This is a genomic window from Nocardia sp. NPDC058114, from assembly GCF_042884695.1.
Taxonomy (GTDB): Bacteria; Actinomycetota; Actinomycetes; order Mycobacteriales; family Mycobacteriaceae; genus Nocardia.
In genome coordinates this window covers 34,330-46,559 of sequence record NZ_JBHVTK010000018.1, presented here as the reverse complement: position 1 = coordinate 46,559, position 12,230 = coordinate 34,330, and the positions used below count along the sequence as shown (strand labels likewise).

The window sequence follows — 12,230 nt, the reverse complement described above, 5'->3', positions numbered from 1 at the left end:
CATGGCAGGACAGCTCGACGCGAGCAACGAGAAAATCGGCGAGTTCGCGAAGGACATCAAGCAGAGGCACCTCGACCTGATGACGGCGATCCGCACTCTCAAGGCCAAGGAAGACCAGACCACCGCCACGTGGAGCGGTGGAGCGCGCACCGCGTTCGACTCCTTCATGGAGCGCTACTACTTCCAGGCCGACAAGCTCAACGACAAGCTGCTCGAAACCTCCGAGAAGCTGGTCAAGGCCGGTTCCCAGTACGAAGAGCAGGACACCGACTTCGCCCAGCAGGTGAAGGCTCAGGTCTCCAGCCTCGACCTGCCCGCGCTCTGACTCACCCTCGAACCAAACTCTCAGAATAGGAGCTCAGATGGCTGCCAACGACCCCACTCGGATTTCCGCGAATTTCGGCGAAGTCGAGGCCGGCGCCCAGGCGATCGTTACCGAAGCGCGCAACGTCATGAACCTGCTGGAAGACTTCCACAAGACGGTCACCGACTTCGTGACCAACAACTGGAAGGGTGACGCGAACGACTCGTTCACCGAGCTGCAGACCCAGTGGAACACCCATGTTCAGCAGCTGAACACGACCCTCGAGGGCGCCGGTACGCTTGTCGCCCAGGGCAACTCGGATCTGCAGGGCACCGACACCGCTCTCGCGGGTCTGTTCTGATCCAGCACCATGCCAGTCAGGCCCCGGCTCAGCCGGGGCCTGACTTGTCTCACGAGCAGGCCGGGCTACCTGGTCGTGAGATGACTACTACCCGCTGATCCGCACACCGCTGAGGATCGTGTCCAGATCCGAGCGGTAGCGGGGGACGTTGGTGATGGGGGTTTGGGTGGTTATTTGGATGGGGTAGAACTTGTCGCCCACCGGGTAGGCGAACTCCAGATAGTCGTGGTGGGAGTTGGCGGTGGTTCCGGCGGTGAGGTGGGCGGGGGTGCCGCAGATCCGCACCTCTTCGGAACGTGTTCGGTGCCAGTCGGATTCGTGGGGGCGCAGGATCTGAAGAGTGTTGCTCGCGGCGTCGGCGGTATTCGCGGGGCTGAAGGTGGTGACGGTGACCGTGGCCATGCCGAAGGGTGGGTCGGCGCCTTCGATGGTCTCGAAACGGTGGAGGACGAGACCACCACCTTCGACCGGCTGGGTCGACCAGCCCGGGAGTTGGGGGCGTGGATGGTGAAGCCGGCGGTGTTGGCCGTGGTAGCCGAAGGAACGTCCGTCGGGCACGAGGGCGTGCTGGAGGTCGACAGGTCGGCCGGGGTACATGCCAGCGTGCAGGACGCCAGGAGCGCAGCGAAGAGGATGCGGCTCATGGCCCGACGTGGACGCCTCCGACGACCTGCTCGCAGGCGGACATCACACCGGCCCAACCATTTTCGGCGTACTGGCAGCCGATGCTGACCTGGACTCCGCGTTCGACGAGGACCTGCCAGCGAACCGTTGACCCGTCGGCGGGACGCTCTTCGTAGGAGAGTCCGGGGCGGCCGGCGAAGACTACGTCTCGGCGCACCGGGGTGACGGTGCCTGCGGGCTTTTTGGCGATTTGGGCGCTGAGGTCGGCGGCGACCTCGTCGTAGCCGGCACCGGGGGTGACCGGCTTCTGGGTGATGGTGATGCGGTGGCGGGCCGCCTCGTCGGGGACGAGGTCGGCGCGGGCCTCGGTGGCCGTGGTGCGGTGCCAGCCCGCAGGGATCTCGATGACGACTCGGCCGACCGTCTCGGTGGTGGGTTTCGGCTTCGGCTTCGCCGATGTGGGCTGGGGTGCTGCGCTCGTCACCACGGGGGCCGAGGTGGTCGCGACGGCGGCCGTGGCCTGTTGGTCGCCGGATCCGAACAGGAAGAACCCACCGATCGCTGCCGCTGCGACGACAGCGGCGAGAGCCGCGGCGCCGATGTAGAGCGGGCGGCGATCGACCGGGTTGGTCGCCGCGGCACGTTCACGCAGGGGCTGCATCCACTCGGCCGCGGGCGGGATGTTCGGCGTGTAGGCGGGGGTCTTCTGAGTAGGTCGCGCCAGGTCTGTTCCGGTGAGCGGACTGACAGGAACGCCTGCGCCGCACGCACTTTCGACTGCTGCGGTGACCGAGGCCAGTACCGCCGGATCGGTGGCACCGAACACCTGGACGACGTCGGCGGGGCGATCGGCGAGCAGCCGGCCGAGAAGTGCCGTGAGCCGGCCGAAGCCTTCCTCGTCGGCGAGTTCCGAGGCCGCCAGGTTCGGTTCGACCTCGACCGCCTCGACGTGGGTGCCGTACGTGTCGTAGGTGACCGACGAAGCCGAGGTCGACAGCATGCCGAACTCGATGATCGCGGTGCGGCGGCTACGACTGGCGGTGACATCGACGGCCGAGGCCCGCAGTGCACAGGCCTCGAACGTCACCTCGTGGGTGAATTGTTGTGCGGCGGTGCCGAACAGATCGAGTTCGGGTTGCCCCCACGAGGTGGGATGCACGACGACGATCTGCCCACACAGCGGCGTCACCCGCAGAGTGTCCATGATCGCCGCGAGCAGCGCGGACAGGGCTTGGCCCACCGTCGGCATCCGAGGTGGCAGCGCGAGTACACCGCCGGCCAGGTACTGCACCACCGACACCGCCTGGGTGGGCGGGGTCAGCGGCTCACCGACGACGAGATCGGAACCGTTGCTGCCCAAGACAACCGACGGCGCGACATCCCAGTGGGTGGTGGCGCCACGCGCCCACACTTTGGCTTCGCTGACAACGAGCTCGACGACGGTCATTCCGGTTGCGGCATCCAGGCGGTCTGGACCAGGCCCTCGGTGTTACGCGTGACGAAGGTGCCACGCCCGGCGGGTTTAGGGCCGGGACGCGTGGTACCGACCATGACGCCTTCGTCTTTGCTGCAGCTCATCACCAGTGCGGCCGAACCGAGGTCCTTCATCCGGGCCAGCGTCGCCTCGTACATGGCGCGGCTGGCTCCGCCGGAGCGGCGAGCGATGATCAGGTGGAAGCCGAGGTCGCGAGCGTGCGGCAGATGCTCGACGAGTGCCGAGACCGGGTTGCCCGACGAGGTGGCCACCAGGTCGTAGTCGTCGACGAGCACATACAGCTCGGGACCGGTCCACCACGAACGCTCACGCAACTGCTGTGGCGTCACCTCGGGACCGGGGGTTCGCTTGGCGACATACGCCGCGAGGTCGGCCATGTTCTGGGTGAATTGCGGTGCGGTGGAACCGTATCCGGCCTGGTAACCCTCGGGGATGATGCCCAGCATCGAGCGGCGGTAGTCGCCGACGATGAACCGTGCCTCATTCGGGGTGTTCGACGCGGCGATGCCCTCGATGATCGAGCGCAACAGCGTGGTCTTACCGGACTCGGAGTCGCCGATGATGATGAAGTGCGGGCTTTCCGCGAAATCGATGTAGACCGGAGCGAGCTCGGCCTCGTTGATACCGATCGGGATTCGCAGGCACTTGGTCGCCGGATCGACCCGCGAGGGCCAGTTGCCCGCCAGGTACAGCAGCTGTTCGCGGGGCAGCTGATCGGGCAGCATGCGGACCTGCGGCGCGGGACGGCCCGGCGTCATCCGGGCGATCGTCTCGACCGCGGACGACACCGCTTGGCCCAGATTGGACGGATCGGCGGAGCCGTCGATCCGCGGCAGCGCGGTGAGCATGTGCAGGCACTCGGCGGTCATACCGCGGCCGGGACGACCCTGCGGAACCAGCGACGCGAACTTGCGGCCGAGGTCGGAATCCATCGGATCGCCGAGGCGCAGCTCGATGCGGGTGCCGATCTGGTCCTTGAGCGCGGGGCGGGCTTCCGCCCAGCGGGCGAGCGCGATCACCACGTGCACGCCATACGAAAGACCCTGCACCGCAAGGTTCATGATGACCTGCTCGAGCGCGTCGAAGTCCTGGCGGATCGAGCCGTAGCCATCGATCACCAGGAACACGTCACCGAACGGATCCTCGTGCGCGCCCTGGGCAGCCGGGCTCGACGCCGGGTCCATCGAACGCAGACGACGGAACTCGACCATCGACTCGATGCCGAGCTGACGGAACTTCGCCTCACGGGTGCGAACGATCGTGGTCATCTCGGCGACGGTGCGCCGGACCTGGTCCTCGTCGAGGCGGCTTGCCACCGAACCGACGTGCGGCAGACCCTGCAGGCTGGTCAACGTGCCACCACCGAAGTCGAGGCAGTAGAACTGCACCTGCTCGGCGGTGTGGGTCAACGCCATCGCCATGATCATCGAACGCAGGGCGGTCGACTTACCCGACTGCGGACCGCCGACGATCGCGACATTGCCTCGCGAACCGGACAGGTCGACCACGAACGGGTCGCGGCGCTGATCGTAGGGGCGGTCGACGATGCCCATGGGGGCACGCAGGGTGGCGATCGCGGCGAATTCGCCGGTGAGGATCGAGCGCGGCACGAGCTGATCCATGGTCGGCGCTTCCTCGAGCGGCGGCAACCAGATCTCGTGGGCAGGTCGGCCGTGGCCCGAGATGCGCGAGACCAGCATGTTCAGGTTCGACATCTGCTCGTTGTCGTCGCCGACCGGCTCCGGCTCGAACTCGGCTTCCACCGGCAGCGGAACCCGATCGGCGGCGCGGAAGCCGACGTGGGTCGCCGCGAAAGGCCGGGCGTTGACGTCGATCTCGCCGCCGACGATGCCGGCGCTGGTGACCTCGCGGGCCGAACCGCCACCGACATAGGGACCCGACACGTACGAGGCCTGGAAGCGCTGGATCTCACCCGAGTCGGACTTCAGGTAACCGCCACCGGGGGTGCTCGGCAGGTTGTAGGCGTCGGGGACGCCGAGGACCTGGCGGGACTCGTTGGCGGAGAAGGTCTTCAGGCCGATGCGGTAGGACAGGTGCGATTCCAGGCCCTTGAGCTTGCCCTCTTCCAGACGCTGCGAGGCGAGCAGGAGGTGGACCTGCAGCGAGCGGCCCAGGCGGCCGATCATCACGAACAGTTCGGCGAAGTCGGGGTGCTGGGTGAGCAGTTCGGAGAACTCGTCGAGCACGACGAACAGTGCGGGCAGCGGGTCGAGGTCGGCACCGGCGGCGCGGGCCTTCTCGTATTCGGAGACGTTGGCGAAGTTACCGGCCTGGCGCAGGACTTCCTGGCGGCGGTTCATCTCGCCCGCCAGCGCGTCCTTCATACGGTCGACGAGGTCGGCTTCGTCCTCGAGGTTGGTGATCACCGCGGCGACGTGCGGAACGCCGTCCAGGCCGAGGAACGTCGCACCACCCTTGAAGTCGACGAGGACCAGGTTGAGCTGGTCGGGCGAGTGGGTGGCGAGCAGGCTGAGCACCAGGGTGCGCAGGAATTCCGACTTACCGGAACCGGTCGCGCCGATGCACAGGCCGTGCGGGCCCATGCCGTTCTCGGCGGCTTCCTTGATGTCGAGCTCCACCGGTGCACCGTCGGCGCCGATGCCGAACGGCACGCGCAGACGCTCGCGGCCGTAGCGGGGACGCCAGGCGCTGGCCGGGTTGAAGTTGCCGATATCGCCCAGGTTCATCAGCTGCGACCAGGTGGAGATCGTCTCGGTCTCGTCGGTCTCGACATCGCTGCTGCGCTGGGTGGCCGCGCGGTAGGGCGCGAGCCTGCGGGCCAGCTGCTGGGCCTGCTCGGCGCTGACCCGGTCGATGGTGGCGAAGCGTTCCTGGTTGCCGGTGGCGCCGCGGCCGAGGCACTCGCCGTCTTCGACGACCATCTTGATGCCGCGCGAAACGGCAAGGCGCGGTGCGTAATTGCACAGGTCGATGATGGTGACGCCCTCGTACCCGGACTCACGCAGCTGGTCGTCCTCGGCCTCGAGCAGGCCACCGTCGACGACGATCACCACGTGCACCATGTTCGGGTTGTTCGGCTGGTTACGCGAGTAGCGGACCCGGTTGCCGAGCAGCGGATGCAGGCCGCTCATCGCCTCGCGGATGGAGCCGTAGAACATGCGCTGGGTGCCGATGCCGTCCTGGGAATCGGGGTGCTGGGTGTGCGGGAGCCACTTGGTCCACTCCCACTCGCGGGCGGTGTCCGGGCCACAGACCACGGCCACGAGCACCTGGTCGGGCGCCTGGAACATGCACAGCTGCAACAACATCGCGCGCGTCATGTCGCGCGCTTGGGCGCGGTCGCCGTCGAGGGCGACGGTGCCGAAGCCCTTCACCGCGATGGCGGTGGGCAGATCGGGAACCGTGGAATGCGCGCGCACGAAACGGCGCAGCGACACCGCGGCGATGGGCTCCAGCTCTTCGACGGGGCCGGTTTCGGGGGCTACCAGCCTGGTCGCCAGACGCTGGCCGCCGAGACCGATGCGCGCGTGGCAGAAATCCTTGTCGCCGGAGCGGCGCTCCCACATCCGGCTGGTGCCCGCGAGCATCCAGATCAGGCCGGGCTCGGGGTGGCTCCACTCGACGGCGGCGCGCTGCTGCTTGGCGGTCTCGTCGACGTCTTTACGGACCTGATCGAGGTAGCGCAGATAGTCCTTGCGGTCCTCGTTGGCCTCAGCGGCCTTGGCGCCCTTGCCACCACCCTGTCCGAACATGGTGACCATCGACATGATCATCATCATCGGGAACATCATCGACATCGGGTTGGACAGCATGCCGCTGCCCTGGGTGAACATCAGCGCCATCATGCCGACCATGCCGACGACCATGACGACGGGCATCAGCTTCGCGAGCAGGTTGCCCGGGGTGATCCGCGGGATCTCCGGCGGCGGCTGCAGCGTGACCTCGCCGCCGGGTGTACGCGGCATCTCGCGCCGGGCACGGCGCTGGAACCTGACGGTGCTCATGGTCGAAGACTCCCCCTGCTTGACTACTCGCTCATCTGTCGTCGCGACGGGCTCAGTGTAGAGGTCGCGGCCGACATGTCGTATGGTTCGTCAGGCATTCTGCTGTCCGAACGGTGGGTTCCGCAAACTGTCGACCGTGTGAGCGGTCGAGCGGAAACACGAGGTAGAGACGGAACTGGGGGAGTTTTGACGCACGCGCGACTCGATCATGTGGAAGAGGACTCCGCGCGCGGCATCGTGCGCGCGCCGGACCTTGCCCGAGTAACCATCCTGGCCAAGCACACGCAGGTAGACATGGCTATTCCGGTGGATGTGCCGGTCGCCCTCGTCATCCCCAGCGTGGTCGACATGGTCGCGCAGCACAGCCGCTCGAATGATTTCGACAACGACGGCGAACGCTACGAACCCGCCGAATGGGTGCTCGCCCGCATCGGCCACCCCCCGTTCTCGAACTCGCTGAGCCTCGGCGAACAAGGCGTACGCGACGGCGAACTGCTGATGCTGGAGAGCGCCTCCCACGCGGCGCCGACGCCCCTGTTCGACGACATCATGTACAACGTCGCGGTCGCCGACGCCGAGCACTACCGCAGCTGGACGCCGAAGACCGCCCGCGTCACCGGTTCGGTGCTCGCCGCGCTCACCATGCTGGTCGGCTGCTTCGGCCTGCTGGCCGCGCCGGATGCGTTGCCGTTCTGGGTTTCCGGGTCGCTCGCATTGTTCGTCGCGATCCTCTGCGTGGTGGCGGGCACGGTGCTGAGCCGCATGTACCGCGACGCCTCGGCCGCGCTCGTGCTCGCCGGCTGCGCGCTGCCGACCGCGTTCACCGGCGGCATGCTGCTGGTGCCCGATCACTACGGGGCGGCGCATCTGCTGCTCGGATTCGCGCTGCTCGGTTCCATCGCGGTACTCGCCTGGCGCGTCACCGGCATCGGCCTCGCGCTGTTCATCGGCGCGGCGACCGTCTCGGTGTTCGGCGTGCCCGCGGCCTTGGTGGGGCTGCTCGCCGATCAGCCGGTCAAGGCGATCGGCGCGGTCGTCGCCGCGCTCGGTCTGGCCGGACTCTCACTCGCGCCGCGTGTTTCGATGCTGCTGGCCAAATTGCCGTTGCCGCCGGTCCCCTCCCCCGGCACCCCGATCGATCCGACCGAGGACGATCCGGACGACCACCGCGCCCTGCCGACTCTCGACGCCCTGCGGGCGCGGTCGGAACGGGCCCGCAACTACCTCGCCGGCCTGGTCAGCGCGACCACGCTGGTCACCGTCGCCGGCGCGCTGCTGGCGACCGACGCGGGCTCCGAAGATCCCTACTGGCCCGGCATCTCGCTCGCGCTGGTGTGCGCGGTGGTACTGATGTTCCGCAGCCGCACCTACGCGGGCGCCGAGCAGGCCATCGTGCTGATCGCGGGTGGCTCGTCGATCGTGCTGATAATGCTGGTCGGCGTCGCGCTCGAAATGCGCCAGCCGCTGGTCGTTTTCGGTGCCGCGCTGGTGATTCTGATCTCGGCGCTGGTGATGGGCCTGATCGTGCCGAACCAGTCCGCGACGCCGCCGATGCGCCGGGCCGTCGAACTGCTCGAGTACGCGTTCGTCGCCGCGGTGCTGCCGCTGGTGTTCTGGGTCGCCGATCTCTACTCGCTGGTTCGCGGGCTGTGAGGCTCGGCTTTCGACTGACGGCCGTTGCTCTGGTCGTCGGTCTGAACGCCGGATTCGGTCTCTACGGCACAGCGCACGCGGACCGGCCGCCGGCCATCGACCCCGGACTGCTGCCCGCGGGAGATCCCGCCGCGCCGCCGGACAAGACCGAGCGCGGCAGCGGTACCAACGGACTGTGCTTCCGCACCCAGGCGAGTACCGCGACGGCGGTGATTCCTCCCAGCCAGCGTTCCCTCGATCTGGAGCGGGCGTGGGAATTCTCGCGTGGCGCAGGACAACTCGTCGCGGTGATCGACACCGGCGTGGAGCCCCATCCCCGCCTGCCCGATCTGTGGGCGGGCGGTGACTACGTGGCCGCGGGCGGCAACGGGACCGAGGACTGCGACGTGCACGGCACCGTTGTCGCCGGGATCATCGGTGCGACCAAGATCGACAACCAGGGTTTCTCCGGTGTCGCGCCCGAGGCCCGCATCCTCAGCATTCGCCAGACCAGCTCCCTCTATCAGTCCGAGGGCGCGGGCCGGAACAAGGGGCCCGACGATTTCCCCGAGGGCTACGGCAAGGTCTCCTCACTCGCGAGCGCGATCCGGCGGGCGGCCGACTTCGGCGCCCGCGTGATCAACATCTCGCTCGTCGCCTGCAACAGCGGTTCCCCGGCCAACGAAGCGGCGTTCGGCGCGCTCGGCGCGGCCGTGCGGTACGCGGCGCTGGAGAAGGACGTGGTGATCGTCAGCTCGGCGGGTAACTCCGACAACGCCTGCAAGTCGGGCAATCCCGGGCCGGACCCGCTCAAGCCCGCACAGGATCTGTGGAGCACGATCCGCACCTATGTGAATCCCGCCTGGTACGACGAATATGTGCTCTCGGTCGGCTCCATCGGCGCCAACGGCGCACCGTCGTCGTTCACCGTGCCCGGTCCGTGGGTCGGCATTGCCGCACCGGGAGAAGGCATTACGTCCCTCGATGCCAGGACCGCCGGCATCTCCGACGGCAAGTACGACAACCAGGGCAAGTACATGGCCTACAGCGGAACAAGTTTCGCTTCGCCGTACGTCGCAGGCGTCGCCGCACTGGTGCGCGACAGGTTCCCGGACCTGACCGCCAAGCAGGTCATCCAGCGGTTGCAGGCCACGGCCCACGCACCGGCAGAGGGCTGGAATCCGTACATCGGTTACGGCGCAGTGGATCCCGTCGCGGCGCTGACCAACGAAGTGCCGAGGGAACTTCCGCCGAAGCAGGCCAGCCCGGCGCGCAGCCTGCAGCTCGCGGTGCCCGCACCGCCACCGCCCGCGGACAACACCGCGCGCAACGTGGCGCTGATCGGTTCCGGCGCCATCGGCCTGATCCTGGTCCTCGGCGTCTTGGCGTCGTTCCCGATCCGGCGCAAATTCGGGATGTCGGCCGACGATCTCTGACCTGCTCGACCAAAGAGCAGGGTACGGTCGGCGGGCCAGAGCCCGTCGACCCAGGTAGCCGCATGAATTCGTCAACAACCGACCGTCCACTCACCCGCAGGCAGCGGTGGGAGCGCGCGACCAATCTGCCGTTGATGGCGCTCGCGGTGGTGTTCGTCGTCATGTACGCGTGGCGGGTGCTCGACACCGATGTGTCACCGCGCCTCGATACCGGTCTCGTGCTGGCCGATATCGCGATCTGGGCGGTGTTCTTCGTCGATTTCGTGGTCAGATTGCGGCTCTCGGGCGACCGGTTGCGCTTCCTCCGCAAGCATCCTCTCGACCTGCTGGTCGTGCTCGTGCCGCCGTTTCGCCCGCTGCGGCTGCTCCGTGCTTCGCTGCTGCTGCTCGACGCTCTCAACCGCGCGACGCACCCGCGCACCCGCCTGGTGACCTTCGTGGCCACCAGTTCCCTGCTGATCCTGTTGCTGTCGAGTCTGGCCTTCTTCGACGCCGAATACGGCGCACCCGACTCCAAGATCGAGACCTTCGGCGACGCACTGTGGTGGTCGGCGGTCTCGGTGACCACGGTCGGCTACGGCGACGTCTACCCGGTGACCACCGAGGGCCGACTGGTCTCGCTGGTGCTGATGACGCTGGGCATCGGCCTGATCTCCTTCGCCATCGGCACCATGACCAGCTGGGTCGTCGAACAACTCAAGACCGTCGACGACGCCGCCGACCGCGCCGAGAGCATGCTCCGCGAACTGGTCGACGAGGTCAGAGCCCTACGGACCGAGGTCGCCGAACTTCGCTCCGATTCCGCGAAGTCGGCGACCCCGTCCGGCTAGTTCACCGTGGCGACAGGCTTTTTGGCGGGCGACGGATCCGGCGCGACACCGTCGTGCGCGACCATCGCCTCTTCCCGACCCATCGTCGGCCCACCCGCGAGCAGTCCGATGATCGGCCACGGCGCCGGTTCGGCCTTGACTTCCTCCAGGCCGAGCGCCTTGACCGCGTCGGCGTTCTTGACGCCGAAGCGGACGCCGGTATCGGCGATGTAGAACAGGCTGTCCTTGCGGCGGCTGTTCGGTTCGATGCCGGTGGACTGCACGTAGGCGCCGGACGCCGGCGGAATGAAGACGGTGTCCGCGTTCGGGCCCGCGCCGTCGGCCTGCGCGAGGTCGACCATCTTCGCCTTGTCCGGGATCGGCAGATCGATGCCGGTCAGCAAGGTCAGCTCGGCGCGTGCGGTCGCGTCGGTGTTGTCGGTGGCGCCCGCGATCGGCTTCCACGACATGCAGCTGACCGGCTGGTCCTTGGCGGTGATCAGCGTCGGCCGGTCGCGCGGGTAGTCCTGCACCTTCAACGTCTGGACGATGGTCGCGTAGGTGCGGTCGGTCGACTGAATAGTCGTGCCGTTCATCATGGTCGGATAGAAGTTGCGGATGATCTGGGCGGTCAGCGCCGAAATCTCCTGCAGTCCGTTCTGGAGCACCACGTAGTTCTGGTTGGGCTCGTTGAACACCTGGACCACGTCGCCGATCTTGTGGCCGCTCACGTTGTAAGTCGGTGTGCCACCGGGGTTGTCGATGACCGGCGTGATCAGGGGCAGCACTTCGGGAATCGCGTTGAGCAGGCCCTCGCTGATCGGACGCGGAGTCACGCCGGTGATCCCGAGCGCGTGGGTGACGGCCGGATCGTCCATCTTCACGCGGGCACGCTTGCCGTCGTAGACCAGGTAGACGGCGTCCTTGCCCTTCACGAGCATGGCCTTGCCCGCATCCACCTTCGATGCCTTGGCGCCGAGATTCGGGTCGCCGGCCAGCACCGACGTGGTCAGATCCGCTGTGCCGTCGGACTTGAGCTGATCGCACACCGTCCAGGTGCGGCCCTTGCCGCCCTTGTCGTAGAGGATCGACGACGGGGCGCCCGGAATACCGATCAGCTGACCGCGAGGCTTCTTCCCGAGCTCGGACTCCTTGACGATCGCCGCCTTGGACGCCTCACCGGCCGCCAACCGGGCCGAGGCCAGGTTCAGCGCGGGATGCACCACATTGTCGACGACCACGTAGACGCCGCCGGATTCCTTGGCGATCAGGATCTTGCTGTCGCCGATCTTGTCCTGCGGGCGCAGCAGCGCGAGCACGCCACAACCTGCTAGGACCACGATGCCGAGCACCAGTCCGACCACGTAGGCACGGGTCTGCGCGCGCATCGGGTCGTGCAGCATGCGCACATCCCGGCGCACCAGGGCGTGCTCCATTCGCCGCACCAGGAAGCGGTATCCGCTGACCTGCCAGCGCGTTGTGGGTTTTGAAGGCATGGTTCCTCCCCCGAACAGTGCTCTCGTCCGGGCAACACAGTACAGTTCCCGGCAGCAGTTGTTCGCATTCGGCCATCGGCCGATCGA

General features: G+C 67.5%; 9 protein-coding genes. 5 read left to right on the top strand and 4 right to left on the bottom strand.

The genetic code is table 11. The features are described from left to right. Position 1 precedes the first annotated feature (1 nt). Entirely contained in the window at positions 2-325 is a 324-nt protein-coding gene (locus ACFVVI_RS34390; protein ID WP_056818263.1) for a WXG100 family type VII secretion target, read from the top strand. Between the two features lie 37 nt (positions 326-362). Then, positions 363-665 (top strand): WXG100 family type VII secretion target, encoded by a 303-nt coding sequence (locus ACFVVI_RS34385; RefSeq protein ID WP_378868833.1) that lies wholly within the window; start codon positions 363-365, stop codon positions 663-665. Between the two features lie 87 nt (positions 666-752). Here the strand turns inward: ACFVVI_RS34385 and ACFVVI_RS34380 are convergent, their stop codons facing one another. The 3 genes from ACFVVI_RS34380 to eccCa all read right to left on the bottom strand — a co-directional run bounded on the left by ACFVVI_RS34380 (position 753) and on the right by eccCa (position 6,770). Continuing rightward, positions 753-1,223: a hypothetical protein gene (locus tag ACFVVI_RS34380; protein WP_387449021.1), complete on the bottom strand. Its 471-nt coding sequence runs from the start codon at positions 1,221-1,223 to the stop codon at positions 753-755. Positions 1,224-1,305: 82 nt separating this feature from the next. Next, positions 1,306-2,736, bottom strand: a complete 1,431-nt coding sequence (locus ACFVVI_RS34375; RefSeq protein ID WP_387449018.1) for a type VII secretion-associated protein — start codon at positions 2,734-2,736, stop codon at positions 1,306-1,308. Then, entirely contained in the window at positions 2,733-6,770 is a 4,038-nt protein-coding gene (eccCa, locus tag ACFVVI_RS34370; RefSeq protein WP_378993599.1) for a type VII secretion protein EccCa, read from the bottom strand. Before eccCa ends, ACFVVI_RS34375 begins: the two co-directional genes overlap by 4 nt. A 186-nt stretch (positions 6,771-6,956) precedes the next feature. Between eccCa and eccD the strand changes: the two genes are divergently transcribed. The 3 genes from eccD to ACFVVI_RS34355 all read left to right on the top strand — a co-directional run bounded on the left by eccD (position 6,957) and on the right by ACFVVI_RS34355 (position 10,668). Beyond that, complete coding sequence (gene eccD, locus ACFVVI_RS34365) at positions 6,957-8,423, top strand: type VII secretion integral membrane protein EccD (protein WP_378993600.1); 1,467 nt, start codon at positions 6,957-6,959, stop codon at positions 8,421-8,423. Next, positions 8,420-9,838: a type VII secretion-associated serine protease mycosin gene (gene mycP / locus ACFVVI_RS34360; RefSeq protein WP_378993601.1), complete on the top strand. Its 1,419-nt coding sequence runs from the start codon at positions 8,420-8,422 to the stop codon at positions 9,836-9,838. Before eccD ends, mycP begins: the two co-directional genes overlap by 4 nt. Before the next feature lie 62 nt (positions 9,839-9,900). Beyond that, a complete protein-coding gene (locus ACFVVI_RS34355) occupies positions 9,901-10,668 on the top strand; it encodes a potassium channel family protein (RefSeq protein ID WP_378993602.1) in 768 nt (255 codons plus the stop codon). On the opposite strand, the gene eccB is transcribed toward ACFVVI_RS34355, so the two are convergent. Next, positions 10,665-12,143, bottom strand: a complete 1,479-nt coding sequence (gene eccB, locus ACFVVI_RS34350) for a type VII secretion protein EccB (RefSeq protein ID WP_378993603.1) — start codon at positions 12,141-12,143, stop codon at positions 10,665-10,667. The two genes, ACFVVI_RS34355 and eccB, sit on opposite strands and share 4 nt — an antisense overlap. Positions 12,144-12,230: the final 87 nt, after the last annotated feature.

What these genes read in the sequence shown, in the direction of transcription:
- eccB (WP_378993603.1), bottom strand. Translation starts at nt 12,143, where the DNA reads ATGCCTTCAAAACCCACAACGCGCTGGCAGGTCAGCGGATACCGCTTC.
- eccCa (WP_378993599.1), bottom strand. Translation starts at nt 6,770, where the DNA reads ATGAGCACCGTCAGGTTCCAGCGCCGTGCCCGGCGCGAGATGCCGCGT.
- ACFVVI_RS34375 (WP_387449018.1), bottom strand. Translation starts at nt 2,736, where the DNA reads ATGACCGTCGTCGAGCTCGTTGTCAGCGAAGCCAAAGTGTGGGCGCGT.
- ACFVVI_RS34355 (WP_378993602.1), top strand. Translation starts at nt 9,901, where the DNA reads ATGAATTCGTCAACAACCGACCGTCCACTCACCCGCAGGCAGCGGTGG.
- ACFVVI_RS34385 (WP_378868833.1), top strand. Translation starts at nt 363, where the DNA reads ATGGCTGCCAACGACCCCACTCGGATTTCCGCGAATTTCGGCGAAGTC.
- ACFVVI_RS34390 (WP_056818263.1), top strand. Translation starts at nt 2, where the DNA reads ATGGCAGGACAGCTCGACGCGAGCAACGAGAAAATCGGCGAGTTCGCG.